This window comes from Enterobacter sp. D2, from assembly GCF_034427575.1.
In the GTDB taxonomy this organism is placed as follows: domain Bacteria; phylum Pseudomonadota; class Gammaproteobacteria; order Enterobacterales; family Enterobacteriaceae; genus Enterobacter; species Enterobacter cloacae_M.
Genome location: NZ_JAXQPP010000001.1, coordinates 1,159,971 through 1,176,933, shown reverse-complemented (window position 1 = coordinate 1,176,933; position 16,963 = coordinate 1,159,971). Strand labels below are relative to the sequence as shown.

Genomic DNA, 16,963 nt, shown 5'->3' with positions numbered 1-16,963 from the left:
AGGGATGAATGATGAAAGGCATAATGAAAACGATGTTAGCCATTCTGTGTGCGACCAGTTTAAGTACTTTCGCAGCCACGGATAATACCCCGCAAGACGCGTTTAACTATATTACCCGCTCTCTTGCAGACCTCCAGCCCATCACGTTTCAGGCTCCTGCTGAAAAATATAAGCTGCTGGTGTTTATTGATAACCAGTGCATTTACTGCAGCAACGTAGTGAAAAACGTTAAGCAATATACGGATGCCGGTTTGACGATGTCGTTTCTGACCGTTGCGCCCAACGCCATTCGCGACTCGGTAATTGAAGATATGGGGCGCGTCTGGTGTTCAACCGATAAGGTCAAAAGCCTGCAACAAGCGATGGCGGGATTTTTACCGGATAACGACACCACCACAGCCTGCTCCGATCTGATCGCGCGGCAATCTGCCCTGGCAGAACGTTTGGGCATTAGCATCACCCCGGTAATGGTGGTGATCGAGCCTGAATCACGGACGATTATAGGCAGTCAGTCTCCGGCGGCTATTCTGGCCACACTGAACAAATAACAGAGGCCCGTACGAGCAGCGGCGTTTGGCCTGTTCGTACACTTTCCTCCCCTCTGTACATTCCGTTACACGCCGATACCAATCACTCACGGAAACCTCGAATTTACAGGGATATAGTTATTTCAACGGCCCCGCAGTGGGGTTAAATGAAAAACCAAATTCGAGGGTATGAGAATGAATAAAGTATTAGCTCTGGTTGTTGCCGCTGCTATGGGTCTGTCTTCTGCTGCATTTGCTGCTGACACTACCGCAACTGCTGCACCGGCTGCCGCGCCTGCTGCAACCACCACCGCTGCGCCAGCAAAAGCGGTTCACCATAAGAAACATCACAAAGCTGCAGCGAAAAAAGAAGCCGCTGCACCAGCAACCGCAGCACCAACCGAGCAGAAAGCTCAGGCTGCCAAAAAGCACCACAAAAAAGCCGCTAAACCGGCTGTAGAGCAGAAAGCTCAGGCTGCTAAAAAGCACCATAAAAAAGCGACCAAACCGGCTGTAGAACAGAAAGCGCAGGCCGCTAAGAAGCACCACAAAAAAGCAACCAAACCAGCTGTAGAACAGAAAGCTCAGACTGCTAAAAAGCATCACAAAAAAGCAGTAAAACACGAAGCTGCTAAACCAGCTGCACAGCCAGCTGCGTAAGAGTACAAGCTTAACCGTGCCCTTCGGGGCACGTTGGTAAACCGGCGCTGAACCGGAACAGGTTCCGCGCCGTTTTTTTATTTCCGGAGGGCGTATGCTGCGACGCTATCGGTTTGAGCTGATTCTGATCCTGCTTATTTTATGCGCGCTCATCGCCAGCCATTTTTATCTTTCCTGATTGTAGCACGCTGATTTTACTCCCACTTTAGCGCTGTCCCGTCTATAGTATTTTCATAGGGTTCACTTTTAATAATCATAATTACCCCCACCAGAGTGTGATATGCGTAAATCTGTTGTGTTGTTACTGGGAACGTTTGGTCTTTTTTCTGGATTCTCACATGCGGATGATGGCGGTGATGACACCATTAGCGCGAAAGAGCTAAAGACGCTTTTTTTCGGTCATGACGATCGTACGCGCGTCGCCGATCCCACCCAGGCACCCTGGGATGCTATAGGCCAGCTGGAAACCGCCAGCGGTAACTTATGTACTGCGACGCTGATCACCCCGCAGCTTGCCCTGACGGCAGGCCACTGCCTGTTAACGCCGCCAAACGGCAAGCCGGATAAAGCCGTTGCCTTGCGGTTTGTGTCGCAAAAAGGGACCTGGCGCTATGAAATCCACGGCATTGAGGGAAGGGTTGATCCTTCTCTCGGCAAACGCCTGAAGCCAGATGGCGACGGCTGGATAGTGCCACCTGCGGCCGCCTCGTGGGATTATGGCCTGATCGTTTTACGCTACCCACCTTCGGGCATTACGCCGCTGCCGTTATTTGACGGCGACAAGGCCGCCCTCACCGCCGCGCTGAAAGCCGCCGACCGAAAGGTGACGCAGTCAGGCTATCCTGTCGATCACCTGGATACGCTTTATACGCACACCGACTGTATTGTGACGGGCTGGGCGCAAACCAGTGTACTCTCGCATCAGTGCGATACGTTGCCGGGTGACAGTGGTTCACCGCTGATGCTGAAAACCGACAAGGGCTGGCAGTTGATTGGTGTCCAGAGCTCTGCCCCGGCGGCAAAAGACCGGTGGCGCGCCGACAACCGCGCCTTGTCCGTTACCGGTTTCCGCGACCAGCTGGAGGCGCTGGCTACACAGTAAGCCAGCGCGGAGGCCTGAAACTAAGGATCGCAACGTTATCAGGCGAGTTTTATCATGATCATGCCGGCAAGCAGCAAGATGAGCCCCATCCAGCCCTTGTTGTTTAAACGCTGGCCGAAGAGCACCCAGCCTGCGGCCAGCGTGGCGGCGATACCAAAACCGCCCCACAGCGCATAGGCCACCGACAGATCGATCCCTTTTACCGCCTGGGACAGGGCGCTGAATGCCCCCAGAACCGCGGCAATCGACATCAGGCCGTACAGTTTACGGCGAAAACCATCCGAGAATTTCAGCAGAACGTTCGCCAGGATTTCCAGCACGATGGCGAGCCCCAGCCAGGCCGCATGAACCCACTCAAACTGTTGCATGGTTCTGCTCCTTCTGCTGTTTGCCAGGCTTACGGGTACCCGATTTAATCAGCACAATACCCGCGACCAGCGTCGTTAATCCGGCGACCTTCATTGTTGTTAATGTTTCGTCAAATATCAGCACGCTGAACAGCGTAATCAACAAAATACCGATCCCTTCCCACAGTGCATACGCGACGCCCAGCGCAATTTTTTTCACCGCAAACGAGAGGAAAATATAAGAAAGCGAAATCATCACCAGCATCAAAATAAAACCGGTGTTGCCATCGCTGACGCTTGCCCATTTCATAGACAGCGTGCCGGTAATTTCAGCGACGATAGCCAGCGCTAATAGGATCCAGTAAAACATGTTTTTCTCCTGCTTGAGAATATAATCCATTGTGGCCCGCTGCGTGCAGCAAACCAAAAAAAAAACGAATTGAAATCAGTTAGCTAAGCGCTTAGCGCCAGCTCAGGCAGAAGAAATGACTATAGTGCGGTGCGCCAGTGTTGCTCACCAGAAAGCAGGCAGAAGGAGGTGGAGTAGACAGCGGTATTGTTTGAAGAGTACGTCCTGAACATATTGTCCATAAAATTACAATTATCCGCGTTGTTGCTTCTCGTCTTTGCGGATGAAAATTGTCCTCGGTAGTTAAACACACCAGATTTGTACCATAAGCCAGGATTTTACTCAAAGTCTTTGCAATTCTTTACCCATACCGTTTGATTTTGGTTAGTTTATTGCAACGCCTTTCACCTTTATTATAAATATAAAGAAAAATTCGGAGTCACCATGGCTAAACCCATTATTACCCTGAACGGGTTAAAAATTGTCATCATGCTGGGCATGCTGGTGATCATACTGACAGGCGTTCGTTTTGCCGCCGACATTATTGTGCCCTTTATTCTGGCCCTGTTTATCGCGGTGATCCTTAACCCGCTGGTGCAGCGCATGACGCGCCTGCGCATCCCGCGCGTGCTGGCGATCACGCTGCTTATCAGCATCATCATTGTGGCGATGGTCTTGCTGGTGGCGTATCTGGGGACCTCGCTCAATGAGCTGGCGCGAACGCTGCCGAAGTACCGTTCTTCGCTGGCTATCCCCCTGCTGCAGCTAGAACCCTGGCTGCAGCGGGCGGGTATCGAAGTCTCGGTGGAAGAACTGCTGAAATATATCGACCCCAACGCGGCGATGACGATCGTCACCAGCCTGCTGGCGCAGCTTTCCAATGCCATGACCTCCATTTTCCTGCTGTTTTTAACGGTGGTGTTCATGCTGCTGGAGGTGCCGCAGCTGCCGGCAAAGCTGCAGCAGATGATGGTCCGTCCGGTTGAAGGCATGGGGGCGATTCAACGCGCGCTGGACAGCGTCTCCCGCTATCTGGTGCTGAAAACGGCGATTAGCCTGGTCACGGGCGGTGTCGTCTGGGCGATGCTTCTGGCGCTGGACGTTCGCTTTGCCTTTGTCTGGGGGTTACTGGCGTTTGCGCTTAACTACATTCCCAACATCGGCTCCGTGCTGGCGGCGATCCCCCCTATCCTTCAGGTGCTGGTTTTCAGCGGGTTTTATGACGCGCTGATCCTGCTGGCCGGCTATCTGGTCATCAACCTGGTGTTCGGTAACATTCTTGAGCCACGCATGATGGGGCGAGGGCTGGGACTCTCCACGCTGGTGGTCTTTTTGTCCCTGATTTTCTGGGGCTGGCTGCTCGGGCCCGTTGGAATGCTGCTCTCCGTCCCGCTGACCATTATCGTCAAGATTGGCCTGGAACAGACGGCGGGCGGGCAAACCATCGCCGTGCTGCTGAGCGATATGAGCCATAAATAGCGGTCAGTCCGCCATCGACAGGAGGGGCTTGCGGGTCCTTCCCCCTTCGCGATACGTACCGATCGCCCTTCGCCATTCCGCCAGCGGATACACCGTGACGTCGCTGTACCCGCTGGCGGGCAAATTAAGCCAGATGCGGTCAAACTCCGCGCGCCACGCCTCAGCGCTGAGCGCATCCAGACCGTTTCGGATATGGAACCACGCCACGCGCGGCGCGGGCCGTTGCTGTCTGAACGTTTGCCCGGAGAGCAGCCCGTAGCAGACAAACATGCCCTGCTCGGGCATCGCGCTGAGGATCGCTTCCGCCAGCGGCCCGCCGGTTGCATCGTAGACGACGTCAGCACGCGCGGCGACGGTGCCAATCCGCTGCGCGTCATGCTGCGCGACGGGAATGATACCCATCGCCTCCAGCCGTTCAGCGTGAACGGGGGAACGGTGGATCCCGTACACGGCTTCCGCTCCTGCCTGACGTGCCCACTGCCCCAGCAGAATGGCGCAATCCGACCCGGCAGCCGTCAGCAGCACCCGCTTTCCTTCAGGCGGATAGCGGGTAAGCATCATCTGCGCTGCCAGCGGGTTGATATAGGCCCGTGCGGCCAGATGTGCGTCAACAGCGTCCGGAACGGGGATAGCATACTCTGCCGGGCAATCAACATAGCGCTGCCAGGTGCCTTGACCGCGCAGCGGCAGGACACGTTTACCCAGCAGATGCGCAAAGGACGCGGGCACGTCGGTGACAATGCTGACACCTTCATACCCCGCTACCGCCGGTAACGGGGTTCTGTGGCGGTAGGCGCCGGTAATGGGAATAAGATCGGACGCGTTCACGGGAGAAAACAGCATTCGCACGCGCAGATGACCCGGCGCAAGCGCCCCCAGCGGCGCGGTTTCAGAGTGCAGAACGGTTTCTGGCTCGCCAAAACGGCGATACCAGAGGGCCAGATTTTCCATTACGATCTCACGGCTGATAGCGGAACGACTACTCGCGCCAGCCCATTGCCGGTGCGACGTGTTTGAGAATAGATTCAATCACGTGCGCATTGTAATCCACACCGAGCTGGTTCGGCACGGTCAGCAATAACGTATCGGCTTCAGCAATCGCGTCGTCCTTTTTCAGCTGTTCAATCAGCTTGTCCGGCTCCGCCGCATAGCTGCGCCCGAAGATCGCGCGCGTTTTCTCATCAAGATAGCCCACGCTATCGCTGTCGTTGCGGCTGGCACCGAAATACATCCGGTCGCGGTCGTCCATCAGCGCAAAAATGCTGCGGCTGACCGACACCCGCGGCTGTCGAGAATGCCCTGCCTCTTTCCAGGCCTGACGGTACGCGCGGATCTGTTTTGCCTGCTGAATATGGAACGGCTCGCCGGTTTCATCGTCCTTCAGGGTTGAACTTTGCAGGTTCATTCCCAGCTTTGCGGCCCATACGGCCGTCGCATTGGAACCGGCGCCCCACCAGATACGCTCGCGCAGCCCTTCAGAATACGGCTCCAGGCGCAGCAGCCCCGGCGGATTCGGAAACATAGGCTGTGGATTGGGTTTGGCAAACCCTTCACCGCGCAGCACCTCAAGCAGCACCTCGGTATGACGGCGCGCCATATCCGATTCGTCTTCCCCTTCCTGCGGGACATAGCCGAAATGGCGCCAGCCATCAATGACCTGCTCCGGCGAGCCGCGGCTGATGCCAAGCTGCAAACGACCGCCGGAAATCAGATCCGCCGCGCCCGCATCTTCAGCCATGTACATCGGATTTTCATAGCGCATATCAATCACGCCGGTACCGATTTCGATGGTTTTCGTTTTTGCGCCTATTGCCGCCAGCAGAGGGAACGGCGAGCTAAGCTGTCGGGCAAAGTGGTGCACGCGGAAATACGCGCCGTCTGCCCCCAGCTCTTCAGCCGCCACGGCTAAATCGATGGACTGCAGCAGCGTGTCTGCCGCCGAGCGCGTGCCGGACTGCGGAGAAGGCGTCCAGTGACCAAAGGATAAAAATCCGATCTTTTTCATAACCATTTTTCCTGATAATACGTTGCGTTCTGTCCACTTTACGCATTACCCGATAAGAATAAATGCCGTTTATTTAACGGAAAGCATCAAATAAATTGACAGAATAGCGTGGTTCTTCATTCCGCCCCATAATGGGATATAATCTTCCCCACTCTTTTCATGGCAGGTAAAACCGGCAATGGCTTTGATCCCCAAAAACTACGCGCGGCTGGAAAGCGGCTATCGCGAAAAAGCATTAAAAATCTATCCCTGGGTCTGCGGACGCTGCTCGCGCGAGTTTGTCTATTCCAATCTGCGTGAACTCACGGTGCACCATATCGATCACGACCATACCAACAACCCGGAAGATGGCAGCAACTGGGAGCTGTTGTGCCTGTTTTGCCACGATCACGAACATTCGAAATACACCGAAGCGGATCAGTACGGCACCACCGTGGTGGCCGGGGAAGACGCGCAAAAAGACGTGGGCGTCGCCACGTTTAACCCGTTTGCCGATTTAAAAGCGATGATGGATAAGAAGAAATAATCCTCTCGCCCCCTCGTGCTCCTCGAATTTAAAATGTCCAGGTGATAGCGGCGGTTGCAGCCCCCTCATTGCGCCGCATCACGATCGGGCTGTTATTCGCACGATCGCCCAGCCAGGTATAGTCCGCACTCAGCACCGTCCCCCAGTGGGCATCGAACTGATGGCTCCAGGTCAGGCTGGTGTCGACGCCATAGAATCCACCCGGCGCAGCATAGCGGCGATATCCGGTGCGGCGGCTCTGCCGCTCGCTGACCCCATACCAGGTATTCAGATAACGGCTGTCGCCAAAAAGGGCCGCTGACTGAAAGGCAACCGTGTCCTGATTATTTTGTAAGGGGATTAGCGTCACGGAGGCCTGATAGCTTGCCCCCTGGCTGTCCGTTAACGGCAGCGTCGCTTTGCCTTCCATACTCAGCCATGGCGCGGCCTGCCAGCCCACGGCAAGGCCGGTATTCAGGGTGGCATCAATGTCCCCCATCCCTTTCAGATTGTTTGCGCCCTCACGCCAGCCAGAATTTTTCTCAGCCCTTCCGAAATCGTAGCCCAGCGTGTGTTCGAAATACCAGCCGCTGTCGTTTTGCAGGTCATATCCCACCCCTTTTTGCGCATCAATAAAGAAAGCGCCTTTGCGTCCCTGCAGCACCGGAACCACCTGCCACACCTGCTTGTCTGAGCCTGAGTAACGCGGGGCATACTGCCCCCCAAGCCCGACGGTTAAGGAATCGGACGCGGCGCCATCCTCCGCCTGCGCGCCGGAAACCACGGCCATCAGAAGCGGGACGGACATATACAGGACTTTTTTTATCGCTATCATACTGCTCTCCATACGGACGCTAGCGCCTCCTGATACGGGGGCGGCCACACAACGTTGGCGCAGTATGATTTGGCTGAATCAATGAATCGTCGGGATAGTGTTAAGAAATGGTCAAGGTGAACGGATGTTGTCCAGAAGAGTGCTGATTATTGAAGATGACGCCGATGCGGCTGGCGTGCTCGAGGCCTATTTACGGCGGGAAAATTACGACGTGACCATTACCGGAGACGGTCATTCCGGGCTGGATATGGCGCAGCGGTGGAAGCCCGACCTCATTCTGCTGGACGTGATGCTGCCGGGGCTTAACGGCACCGAGGTGCTGGCTGGCCTGCGTCGTAAAAGCGATGTGCCGGTGATCATGGTCACGGCCATGGGGGATACCCCTGACCGCATTGGCGCCCTGCGATACGGTGCCGATGATTACGTTGTGAAGCCTTATCATCCGGGCGAAGTGGTGGCTCGGGTGCAGGCGGTGCTGCGGCGCAGCAGTAAAAAAGAGACGGACGGGGCGATCCTTCGCTGGCAAACGCTGGAGGTGGACGTGGCCGCCATTGTGGCGAGCGTGGATAACGGCGGCGACGCGCCCGTGATGCTCGATCTTACGCCAACGGAATTCTCGCTTCTGGCAACGCTGCTGCGTTCTCCGGCGCACCCGTTCTCCCGCCAGTATTTACTGGAGCACTGTTTGCCGGAAAGCGAGGCGCTGGAGCGCGTGGTGGACACCCATATTTATAACCTGCGTAAAAAACTCGAAGCGGCGGGGATCTCCGGCGTGCTGATCAACGTTCGCGGCGTGGGTTACAGGTTCAGACAGCCATGATTAAAAATCAGCACTCCTCTCTGTGGCGCTGGATTTGCGCGCGCATCCTGGCGCTGGCTATCGGCAGCGTGATCGTCATTGCCACCTGCATGTGGCTGCGCTATGCGGTTCAGAACTACTGGATAATGGGCAAAATGCCAGCGGCGGTCCGCCAGGAGTTTCTGACGCTCAGCCAGAACCCGCAGGCCAATCCGGCCCGCTTCCACTCGATTGTGGACACCTGGTGGGGCCTGAGCTATTCCACGCCGTCTATCGCCTCAGCCGACTGGGCCACGGTGGCCCTGCTGGTGCTGGTGATGATCCCGTTTATCGTGGTGATGGGGCTCAAACACGCCCGGCCGCTGGCGCTGCAGTTCAGCCGCCTTCGCGATGCGGCAAAGGATGTCGCCGACGGGCAGTTTGGCCGTCAGGCGGAACTGATCGAGGATGCGCCGGCGGAAATGATCAGCTTTGCGACCGACTTTAACTCCATGACGGGACAGCTCGCCCGCTATGAAAAAGAGCTCCGCGCCTCGCACGTCGCGATGGCGCACGAGCTGCGCTCGCCCCTGACGGCCGCCATCGGGCGTCTGCAGGGCATGTTAGACGGCGTGTTTGATGCCAGCCCGGCACAGCTCGGCATGGTGATGAAACAGCTTCAGCACCTCAACCGCCTCACCGATGAGCTTCACCTTCTGTCGCTCGCCGACGCGGGTAACCTCGTGCTGGAGGACCAGCCGTTTTGCCTCGATGAGCTGATTCAGGAGCGGGCTGCCTGGATCATGCCCGAGGCTGACGCGCATCATTTTCGGATAACGCTTCGCAACCCGCGCACCAGCCCCTTCAGAGGCGATGCGTTCCGTCTTGGACAGGTCGTTACCATCCTCATGGAAAATGCGCTACGTTACGGACGCGAGGGCGGCCACCTCGAGGTGGCGCTGCACTACGCCAGCGGTCATTACATCCTCGAATTTACCGATGACGGGCCGGGCGTGTCGCCCCAGTTCTTACCGGAAATGTTTAAACGCTTTAGCCGCGAGGAGCAGTCCCGCGCGCGGCATTCCGGCGGCAGCGGCCTCGGTTTGTCCATCGCCCGGGCGATTTGCGAGGCGCATGGGGGTGAGATTAGCGCGTCATTGCCGGAAACCGGCGGCCTCGCCGTGCGCATTTTTTTGCCCTGGCACCCGTCCGGTAATGAAAATATCCACTCTTGATAAAGCCTTGACAGAACGTCGAATCTTTCTCGACGTAGCGCACATTTAATAACGCCATTCCCTTTATGGAGCGGCGTTATGTCAGACGAATTTTTTCTCTCCCTCCGCCACTGCCTGCATCATTTGTACGGCGTGGCGCGCACCCTTTCCTGGCTGCATTTTCTTCCCCTGGCCCTGCTTGCGCTGGCGATTTTTCCGCTGACCGGCTGCGGTGATAAACACGAAAATAAGCCCGACCCTGCGCGAGCGGTACGCTACGTCGTCATCGGGGCCGCCCAGACCCTTCCCGCGCTGGAAAGAACCGGTGAGATCCATGCCCACGATGAAACGACCCTGAGCTTTCGGACCGGGGGCCGAATACTGACGCGCAGCGTTGATATTGGCGACCGGGTCACTGCCGGACAGCTGCTGGCCACGCTTGACGATACAACCGGGAAAAACCAGCTCGACGGCGCTGAGGCCGACTATGAAGGTGCCAAAGCCTCGGCGCAGGTCGCCGCGCTTAACGTCAGTCGAATGCAAAAGCTCATACCAACGGGTGCTATCGCCCGCACGCAGCTCGACAGCGCCCGTGCCGACTGGCTTGTCGCCCGCGCGCGCTTAAAAAGCAGCGAGGCCGCGTGGCGAAATGCCCGCGAAAGCCTCGGCTGGACGCGCCTGATCGCGCCGCAGGCGGGCGTCATCACCGCCGTGAACGCCTCTGCCGGACAGGTTGTCAGCGACGGTCAGTCCGTACTGACGCTGGCAACGGGTGAAGCCCGCGACGTGGCGTTTGATATTGCCACTCCGGATGCGATCCCGCCTCTGGATAAGGCGGTTTTGCGGGTTTCACTCCTCAGCGACCCGTCGGTACAGGCGTCTGCCGCGCTGCGGGATATTACCCCGCAGGCCGATCCTCAGACCCGCACCTGGCGCGTCAGAGCCACCCTGCAAAACCCGCCGGCGGCCATGGCGCTGGGCGCCAGCGTTACCGTCACGTTGCCATCGTCTGCCCCGCGCGGCTACACCCTCCCCGCGTCGGCACTGACCCGCGTCGGCGACAAACCGGCCGTATTTGTGATTACCCCGCAGTCGCGGGCGCAGCTGCGCGCGGTGGTGCCCGCGAGCTATACGGCCACCTCCGTCATGATTGCCTCCGGCCTTGAGCCGGGCGACAGGGTGATTACGGCGGGCGTGAGCACATTGCGGTCCGGCGAGCCGGTGGTTGCCGGAGAGGTTCAGCCATGAACACAGGACCGGAAGCCAAATTTAACCTCTCCGCCTGGGCACTCAAAAACCAGCAGATGGTCAGCTTTTTCATGCTGCTGGTGATTGCGATGGGCGTGTTCTGCTATGAGAAGCTGCCGCGTAATGAAGATCCGGCGTTCACCATTAAAACGGCCGTCGTCTCCGCGCAGTGGCCGGGAGCATCCGTGGCGGATACCACCCGCCTGCTGACCGATACGCTTGAAAAAAAGCTGCAGGAAACGCCCTGGCTGGACTATCTCGAAAGTGAAACCCGTGCCGGACGCACCGTTATCCACGTCAACCTCCGTGACGATACGCCCCCGCAACGCGTGCCGGATATCTGGTATCAGGTTCGCAAAAAAATGCAGGACATCGCGCCGTCCCTGCCTGAAGGGGTGCAGGTCCCTGCCGTGGACGACGAGTTTGACGACACGTTCGGCACAATTTATGCCTTTATTCCTGAGGGTTTCACCCTGCGGGAGGTGCGGGATCGCGCAGAGACAATTCGTCGCGAGCTGATGTCCCTGCCGGATATAGGCAAAACCACCCTGCTGGGCGAACAGCAGGAGCAGTGGGTTCTCGCCTTTTCTCCCGCGCGCCTGGCCGGGATGGGGCTTGATATTCAGGAGGTTGCCGACGCCCTCCGGGCGCAAAATGCGGTTGTCCCGGCAGGAACGATGCGTACCGAAAAAGAGAACATGGCGATCAAGGTCAGCGGGGCGCTCATGACCGAAGAGAGCTTACGCGCCGTCACGCTGCACGTGAACAATCGCTATATTCCGCTGACCGACATTGCCACCGTCACCCGGGAAATCGCCGAGCCACCGGCCCCGGCCTACCGGGTAAACGGCAAGCCGGCTATCGGGCTGGCGGTGTCGATGGCGCCAACGGGCAACATGCTGCGTTTCGGCGCTGCGCTGAATGCCAGAATGGCGGCCCTCAGCGCCGGGCTGCCGCACGGTATCGAGATGGTGAAAGTTGCCGATCAGTCAGCGGTGGTCAGTGACGCGGTAAGCGGATTTATCCGGGTGCTTATCGAAGCCGTTGTTATCGTGCTGGCGGTTTCATTTGTCTCGCTGGGCTTACGGGCCGGACTGGTCGTGGCGACGGCCATCCCGCTGGTGCTCGCCATGACGTTTGCCGGGATGATGCTCGCAGGCATCGGCCTTCAGCGCATCTCGCTCGGGGCGCTGATCATTGCCCTGGGCCTGCTGGTGGATGACGCCATGATCGCCGTTGAAACGATGGTCTCGCGGCTGGAAGCGGGGGATTCCCGTCGGCATGCGGCCACCCATGCGTTCAAAACAACGGCCTTCCCGATGCTCACCGGTACTCTGGTGATGATTGCCGGCTTTATTCCCGTTGGTTTTGCGGCCTCCAGCGCCGGTGAATACTGTTTTTCCCTGTTTGCGGTGGTGCTCATTGCCCTGCTCTGCTCCTGGGCCGTCGCGATCCTGTTTTCGCCGCTGACGGGCACGTGGCTGCTGCCGGAAAAAGTCAGACATCACGCGGCAGGCCCCGGCAGGATCGCGCGCGGGTACGGACGACTTTTACGCCTGGCGCTGCGCCACCGGCTCGCTACCGTGCTGATTGCGCTTGCCGCGCTGGGGCTGTCAGCGTACGGCACGACGTTTATGCAGGGCGAGTTTTTCCCCGCATCGGATCGGCCAGAGCTGCTGGTCAGCCTGACGCTTCCGGCCAACGCGTCGCAGCCGGAAACGCTAAGAGAGGTGAAAAAGCTGGAAAAGGCGCTGGCCGGCAACGGCAACATCGATCGCTATTCGACGTACGTCGGGTCGGGCGCCATCCGTTTTTACCTGCCGATGGACGTGCTGCTGGAAAATGAAAATATCGCCCAGATGGTCGTGGTGGCTAAGGATCTTGAGGCGCGGGATCGTCTGCATGCGCAGCTCAACAGGCTCCTGGCGACGCAGTTTAGCGACATCATCACGCGCGTGTCGCCCCTTGAGCTGGGGCCGCCCGTCGGCTGGCCCATCAAATACCGGGTGAGCGGGCCAGATTATCTGCAGGTTCGGGCGTTGGCGAACCGTCTCACGGACGCGATTGGCCGCTCCCCGTTCTCACGCGACGTTAACCAGACGGCCGGAGAGCCTGAAAGGGTCATCACCCTTAAGGTGAATCAGACGGCGGCCAGGGCGGCGGGAATATCGTCAGAAAGCCTCGCCCGCACGCTGAACACCGTCTGGTCCGGCAGCGTTGTCACCTCCATCAGGGATAACGACCGCCTTGTCGACGTGGTGCTGCGGGCCACGGACGATGCACGTCACAGCACCGCCACCCTCTCCTCGCTCACGATTCAGGGGAATGACGGTAAAAAAATTCCGCTCAGCGCCGTCGCGACGCCGGTCTGGGGCGTGGACGATCCGGTCATCTGGCGTCGCCAGCGCGTGCCCTTTATCACGGTGCAAACGGACCTTGCCCCGGGCCTGAAGGCTGAAGCGGTATCCGCGGCGCTGCGTCCGGCGGTCGACAAGCTGCGCGCGAGCCTGCCCGCAGGTTACAGCATTGAAGAGGGCGGCGCGGTTGCCGAATCGGACAAGGGGAACAGCTCCGTCTTTACCGTTCTTCCGGTAACGCTGGTCCTCATGCTGTTGCTGCTGATGCTTCAGCTGCGGCGATATTCCCGGATGCTGCTGGCCCTCCTGATGGCCCCGTTTGGCCTACCGGGGATCGTGCTGGCTATGCTGCCCGGCGGCACGCCGATGGGGTTTGTCGCGCTGCTGGGCGTCATCGCCCTGGCGGGGATGATCGTGCGCAACGCGGTGATACTGATTAGCGAAGTTGACAGCAATCTTGCTCAGGGGATGGCAATCGATGCCGCAATTATGGCGGCCGCGGAACACCGGGCCAGACCCATCTGTCTGACCGCCTGCGCCGCCATTCTGGGCATGATCCCGATCTCTCATCAGGTCTTCTGGGGGCCAATGGCCTATGCCATTATCGGCGGGCTGCTGGTCGCGACGCTGGTGACGCTGACCGTGTTACCCGCGTCGTTTAGCCTGCTGTTACAGTGGGGAGCTCAGCGCAACGCCGCAGAAGACGGACTGCGCTGAGGCTCCACCGTTTCCCGGCAGATTACGCGGCGATCAGCGCAAAACGGTCTTTCAGGACATGGCGGATTTCATCCTCCGCCAGCTGCCGCGTTTCAGTGCCGTTCGCCGTGATGGTTTTCAGCACATCGCCCAGCAAAATCTGGCGTCCCTCCGGGCTGTGCTGCACCACCACCCTCTTCTGCACAAAGATGGCATCCGGGTGCGTGGAGTTAAGATAGTTGGCCGGAACGAAATCAATCCATTCCTGAGGGGTGAGATCAAAGCCGTACTGCCGGGCCCACTCTCCCTCAACCTTCGCCTCAAGCAAATACTCACCCTCCGCGCTGCGGCTCAGTCGGAACGTGTCGAAATCCTGCGTGATATCCACATCAAGCGTGTCCAGCGCCATTGGCGCACGAATACCGTAGCTGCCGAAACCGAGGTCGCAAAGCCACTGTCGGCTATCTACCTCAGCAACGATCGCCATGTGGGTTTTCGGCCGCCGCGCGGGGTAGAACATCGGGCGCGCCGCCACGAAGCGGTAAGGGATCCCTAACGCCTCCAGCGCCATGGCAAAAAGCCCGTTTACCTCATAGCAGTAGCCGCCGCGCCCCTGCGTTAACACCTTATCGGCGATATCGTCTGGCGCCAGCGAGACAACTTTGCCCGCCTGTACGTCCAGATTTTCAAAGGGAACGGAAAAGAGCTGATGGCGCATGAGTGCATGCAGGGTGACCGTATCGGCACCCGCCGGTCCGGTATAGTTTATGCGTTTGAAATAGGTGGAAATGTTGAAGTTATCGCTTTGCATAATGCCTCCTTGTCCTGAACATGCCGGACACTATAGATGGCGCGCATCATTGGCTGTATAGTCAGTTTTATCGAAAATTAGCCTGAACAGTTCCCCATGTCTGCCCCGTCCCGGTCCTCTCCTCACTATCGCCGTATTGCGGATATGCTGCGTTTTACCATTACGTCCGGCGCGCTGCGCGCCGGTGACAGGATGATCTCCGCGCGCAAACTGGCCGAACGCGAGCGCGTTAGCCTTCCGACGGCGCTGGAGGCCCTCCGCTGCCTTGAGGCTGAGGGGCTGATCGTTGCGCGCCCGCGTTCAGGCTATTACATCCGTCAGACCAGCCAGCCTCCGCGCGCGGAGCCCGCGCGTTCCTCGCCGGGCCCGGTCCCCGTCACCATGTCCGCCGTGGCCCGGTCGCTGTTCAGCAGTGCAGAAGCCCGGCTGATCCCGCTGGGCGCCGCCCTGCCCGATCCCGCGTGGCTGCCGGGAGATGCGCTGCAGCGGGCGTTGCACTCTGCGGGCCGTCGTCTGGACGCGCATGGACAGAGCTACAGCCTGCCTCCGGGAAGGCGGGATTTGCGAAGCAAGATTGCCGCGCGCTCTGCCCAGTGGGGAGCCCGGTTCGGCGCGGACGATCTCATTATTACCGCAGGCGCGACGCAGGCGCTGCGCCTGGCACTTCGGGCCGTGTGCCAGCCGGGTGATGTCGTGGCGATTGAGCAGCCAGCCTACTTTGGTACGCTCCTGCTGCTGGAGGATTTAGGCCTGAAGGCTTTAGCGATCCCCACCGACCCTGTAGAAGGCCTGCTGCTGGAACCGCTGGCGGACGCTATTCGCTGCCACCGCCCCGCGGCCGTTCTGGCCTCGCCCACGGTGCAAAATCCTTTGGGTGCCAGCATGCCCGTCGCGCGCAAGCAGGAACTGGTTGCCCTGCTTGAAGAGGCTGAAATTCCTTTAATTGAGGACGATGTTTACGGTGATCTGGTCGGCGAGGGGCAACGCCCTCCGGCCTGCAAGGCGTTCGACCTGAGCGGGAATGTGATCTACTGCAGTTCCCTGTCTAAAACGCTTGCGCCCGGATGGCGAATCGGCTGGATCGCCGCCGGACGCTACTCCCCGCAGGTCTTACAGGCGCGAATGGCCGGAGAATGGGCTGGCGCCCCGCTGCTGGAAGCGGCGACGAGCGATGTTCTGGCGAGCGGCGACTACGATCGCCATCTGCGGCGGCTGAAGCGCCGGATCTCAGAGGGCGTTCGCGCCGTCGTGGCGCAGGTCAAGGCGAGCTTTCCGCCCGGTACGCGCGTTAACGTACCCGCTGCCGGTTTCCTGCTGTGGGTTGAACTGCCTCAGCGGGTCAACGCGCTGGAGGTGCATCGTCGCGCGCTGGCGCTGGGCATTGGCGTCAGCCCTGGCCCCTTGTTTTCCCCTGCCGCGGAGTTAACGCACTTTCTGCGGCTGAACTGCGCAAACGAACCCACGCCCCGCCTGCTGAACGCCGTGGAACAGATTGGCGCGCTGTGTCACGAGCTGGCCGCTTTCACACCAGACTCTCCAGCCACTCGGTAAAGACCCGCACCTTCCGGGAGAGGTGGCGGTGTGGATAGAGCAGTGACAGCTTGCGGTCCGGCGAGCGATAGTCCGGCAGGACTTCAACCAGAAGACCACTGTCTATGTAAGGCTGAAGAAAGAGATTCATCCCCTGCATTAACCCCAGCCCGGCAAGGCCTGCCGCGATGTAGGCCTCGGAGTTATCCACGACAAGCTTACCGGGCAAGGTAATTTCCGCGATGCCTTCTGGCGTGGTAAACGTCCACGGATGAATTTGTCTGCTGCGGTTATTAATCCAGTTGATGGCCTGATGTTTGCGTAAATCATCCGGCGTTTCTGGCGTACCGTGTTTTGCCAGCCAGTCCGGGCTGGCGCAGGTCGTGATTTTGATGTTCCCGATTTTACGCGCGATGTAGCCCTGGTGGGAGCGAAGCTGCAAAATGTGACATGTTAAAAAAATTGAAGTTTAACCCATCAAAACAATCAGATTGATGCTCAAAAGGATCTCAAGAGGATC

General features: G+C 58.7%; 16 protein-coding genes and 1 pseudogene. 10 read left to right on the top strand and 7 right to left on the bottom strand.

The window, feature by feature from the left end; translation table 11 throughout:
- Nucleotides 1-23: 23 nt before the first annotated feature.
- The 3 genes from SPG90_RS05745 (at nucleotide 24) to SPG90_RS05735 (ending at nucleotide 2,289) form a co-directional block, all read left to right on the top strand.
- Nucleotides 24-548 carry a thioredoxin fold domain-containing protein gene (locus SPG90_RS05745; protein WP_322408001.1) on the top strand — a complete coding sequence of 175 codons (525 nt, stop codon included), beginning with the start codon at nucleotides 24-26 and terminating at the stop codon, nucleotides 546-548.
- Nucleotides 549-722: 174 nt separating this feature from the next.
- Nucleotides 723-1,187 carry an acid resistance repetitive basic protein Asr gene (gene asr, locus SPG90_RS05740; protein ID WP_322408000.1) on the top strand — a complete coding sequence of 155 codons (465 nt, stop codon included), beginning with the start codon at nucleotides 723-725 and terminating at the stop codon, nucleotides 1,185-1,187.
- Nucleotides 1,188-1,467: 280 nt separating this feature from the next.
- Nucleotides 1,468-2,289, top strand: a complete 822-nt coding sequence (locus SPG90_RS05735; RefSeq protein WP_045401259.1) for a trypsin-like serine peptidase — start codon at nucleotides 1,468-1,470, stop codon at nucleotides 2,287-2,289.
- A gap of 38 nt (nucleotides 2,290-2,327) precedes the next feature.
- On the opposite strand, the gene mdtI is transcribed toward SPG90_RS05735, so the two are convergent.
- Nucleotides 2,328-2,657 carry a multidrug/spermidine efflux SMR transporter subunit MdtI gene (mdtI, locus tag SPG90_RS05730; protein ID WP_024909144.1) on the bottom strand — a complete coding sequence of 110 codons (330 nt, stop codon included), beginning with the start codon at nucleotides 2,655-2,657 and terminating at the stop codon, nucleotides 2,328-2,330.
- A complete protein-coding gene (mdtJ, locus tag SPG90_RS05725; protein ID WP_023311502.1) occupies nucleotides 2,644-3,006 on the bottom strand; it encodes a multidrug/spermidine efflux SMR transporter subunit MdtJ in 363 nt (120 codons plus the stop codon). Before mdtJ ends, mdtI begins: the two co-directional genes overlap by 14 nt.
- Nucleotides 3,007-3,429: 423 nt before the next feature.
- Between mdtJ and SPG90_RS05720 the strand changes: the two genes are divergently transcribed.
- Nucleotides 3,430-4,464: an AI-2E family transporter gene (locus SPG90_RS05720; protein WP_023311501.1), complete on the top strand. Its 1,035-nt coding sequence runs from the start codon at nucleotides 3,430-3,432 to the stop codon at nucleotides 4,462-4,464.
- 3 nt (nucleotides 4,465-4,467) lie between these two features.
- Here SPG90_RS05720 and SPG90_RS05715 read toward each other — a convergent pair whose 3' ends face one another.
- Both SPG90_RS05715 and SPG90_RS05710 read right to left on the bottom strand, forming a co-directional pair.
- The gene (locus SPG90_RS05715) at nucleotides 4,468-5,415 is read right to left on the bottom strand and encodes a zinc-dependent alcohol dehydrogenase family protein (RefSeq protein ID WP_045401262.1); all 948 of its coding nucleotides are present in this window, start codon (nucleotides 5,413-5,415) and stop codon (nucleotides 4,468-4,470) included.
- 28 nt (nucleotides 5,416-5,443) lie between these two features.
- The gene (locus SPG90_RS05710; RefSeq protein WP_023311499.1) at nucleotides 5,444-6,469 is read right to left on the bottom strand and encodes an LLM class flavin-dependent oxidoreductase; all 1,026 of its coding nucleotides are present in this window, start codon (nucleotides 6,467-6,469) and stop codon (nucleotides 5,444-5,446) included.
- Between the two features lie 178 nt (nucleotides 6,470-6,647).
- Here SPG90_RS05710 and yajD point away from each other — a divergent pair, with 178 nt between their 5' ends.
- Nucleotides 6,648-6,995: an HNH nuclease YajD gene (gene yajD / locus SPG90_RS05705; RefSeq protein WP_003857471.1), complete on the top strand. Its 348-nt coding sequence runs from the start codon at nucleotides 6,648-6,650 to the stop codon at nucleotides 6,993-6,995.
- Nucleotides 6,996-7,023: 28 nt separating this feature from the next.
- Here yajD and SPG90_RS05700 read toward each other — a convergent pair whose 3' ends face one another.
- Nucleotides 7,024-7,809: a MipA/OmpV family protein gene (locus SPG90_RS05700; RefSeq protein WP_045401265.1), complete on the bottom strand. Its 786-nt coding sequence runs from the start codon at nucleotides 7,807-7,809 to the stop codon at nucleotides 7,024-7,026.
- A gap of 124 nt (nucleotides 7,810-7,933) precedes the next feature.
- On the opposite strand from SPG90_RS05700, the gene SPG90_RS05695 reads away from it, so the two are divergent.
- From SPG90_RS05695 to SPG90_RS05680, 4 genes are all read left to right on the top strand, one after another.
- On the top strand, nucleotides 7,934-8,629 hold the full coding sequence (locus SPG90_RS05695; protein ID WP_045401269.1) for a response regulator: 696 nt from the start codon (nucleotides 7,934-7,936) through the stop codon (nucleotides 8,627-8,629).
- Complete coding sequence (locus SPG90_RS05690; protein WP_045619788.1) at nucleotides 8,626-9,822, top strand: sensor histidine kinase; 1,197 nt, start codon at nucleotides 8,626-8,628, stop codon at nucleotides 9,820-9,822. The genes SPG90_RS05695 and SPG90_RS05690 overlap by 4 nt, the downstream gene beginning before the upstream one ends.
- Before the next feature lie 78 nt (nucleotides 9,823-9,900).
- Entirely contained in the window at nucleotides 9,901-11,049 is a 1,149-nt protein-coding gene (locus SPG90_RS05685) for an efflux RND transporter periplasmic adaptor subunit (RefSeq protein WP_045401275.1), read from the top strand.
- Nucleotides 11,046-14,123, top strand: coding sequence for an efflux RND transporter permease subunit (locus SPG90_RS05680; RefSeq protein ID WP_248169096.1), 3,078 nt, complete (start codon nucleotides 11,046-11,048; stop codon nucleotides 14,121-14,123). The genes SPG90_RS05685 and SPG90_RS05680 overlap by 4 nt, the downstream gene beginning before the upstream one ends.
- 22 nt (nucleotides 14,124-14,145) lie before the next feature.
- On the opposite strand, the gene SPG90_RS05675 is transcribed toward SPG90_RS05680, so the two are convergent.
- A complete protein-coding gene (locus SPG90_RS05675) occupies nucleotides 14,146-14,913 on the bottom strand; it encodes an arylamine N-acetyltransferase family protein (protein ID WP_047174620.1) in 768 nt (255 codons plus the stop codon).
- A 96-nt stretch (nucleotides 14,914-15,009) separates the two neighbouring features.
- On the opposite strand from SPG90_RS05675, the gene SPG90_RS05670 reads away from it, so the two are divergent.
- Entirely contained in the window at nucleotides 15,010-16,464 is a 1,455-nt protein-coding gene (locus SPG90_RS05670) for a PLP-dependent aminotransferase family protein (protein WP_126303210.1), read from the top strand.
- Here the strand turns inward: SPG90_RS05670 and SPG90_RS05665 are convergent.
- Nucleotides 16,436-16,861: pseudogene (locus SPG90_RS05665) on the bottom strand (LysR substrate-binding domain-containing protein); the annotation flags it as partial. The gene SPG90_RS05670 and the pseudogene SPG90_RS05665 sit on opposite strands and share 29 nt — an antisense overlap.
- Nucleotides 16,862-16,963: the final 102 nt, after the last annotated feature.

Excerpts from the sequence above, each read along its gene's own strand:
- SPG90_RS05745 (WP_322408001.1), top strand. The coding sequence starts at position 24 with ATGAAAACGATGTTAGCCATTCTGTGTGCGACCAGTTTAAGTACTTTC.
- asr (WP_322408000.1), top strand. The coding sequence starts at position 723 with ATGAATAAAGTATTAGCTCTGGTTGTTGCCGCTGCTATGGGTCTGTCT.
- SPG90_RS05735 (WP_045401259.1), top strand. The coding sequence starts at position 1,468 with ATGCGTAAATCTGTTGTGTTGTTACTGGGAACGTTTGGTCTTTTTTCT.
- mdtI (WP_024909144.1), bottom strand. The coding sequence starts at position 2,657 with ATGCAACAGTTTGAGTGGGTTCATGCGGCCTGGCTGGGGCTCGCCATC.
- mdtJ (WP_023311502.1), bottom strand. The coding sequence starts at position 3,006 with ATGTTTTACTGGATCCTATTAGCGCTGGCTATCGTCGCTGAAATTACC.
- SPG90_RS05720 (WP_023311501.1), top strand. The coding sequence starts at position 3,430 with ATGGCTAAACCCATTATTACCCTGAACGGGTTAAAAATTGTCATCATG.
- SPG90_RS05715 (WP_045401262.1), bottom strand. The coding sequence starts at position 5,415 with ATGGAAAATCTGGCCCTCTGGTATCGCCGTTTTGGCGAGCCAGAAACC.
- SPG90_RS05710 (WP_023311499.1), bottom strand. The coding sequence starts at position 6,469 with ATGAAAAAGATCGGATTTTTATCCTTTGGTCACTGGACGCCTTCTCCG.
- yajD (WP_003857471.1), top strand. The coding sequence starts at position 6,648 with ATGGCTTTGATCCCCAAAAACTACGCGCGGCTGGAAAGCGGCTATCGC.
- SPG90_RS05700 (WP_045401265.1), bottom strand. The coding sequence starts at position 7,809 with ATGATAGCGATAAAAAAAGTCCTGTATATGTCCGTCCCGCTTCTGATG.
- SPG90_RS05695 (WP_045401269.1), top strand. The coding sequence starts at position 7,934 with ATGTTGTCCAGAAGAGTGCTGATTATTGAAGATGACGCCGATGCGGCT.
- SPG90_RS05690 (WP_045619788.1), top strand. The coding sequence starts at position 8,626 with ATGATTAAAAATCAGCACTCCTCTCTGTGGCGCTGGATTTGCGCGCGC.
- SPG90_RS05685 (WP_045401275.1), top strand. The coding sequence starts at position 9,901 with ATGTCAGACGAATTTTTTCTCTCCCTCCGCCACTGCCTGCATCATTTG.
- SPG90_RS05680 (WP_248169096.1), top strand. The coding sequence starts at position 11,046 with ATGAACACAGGACCGGAAGCCAAATTTAACCTCTCCGCCTGGGCACTC.
- SPG90_RS05675 (WP_047174620.1), bottom strand. The coding sequence starts at position 14,913 with ATGCAAAGCGATAACTTCAACATTTCCACCTATTTCAAACGCATAAAC.
- SPG90_RS05670 (WP_126303210.1), top strand. The coding sequence starts at position 15,010 with ATGTCTGCCCCGTCCCGGTCCTCTCCTCACTATCGCCGTATTGCGGAT.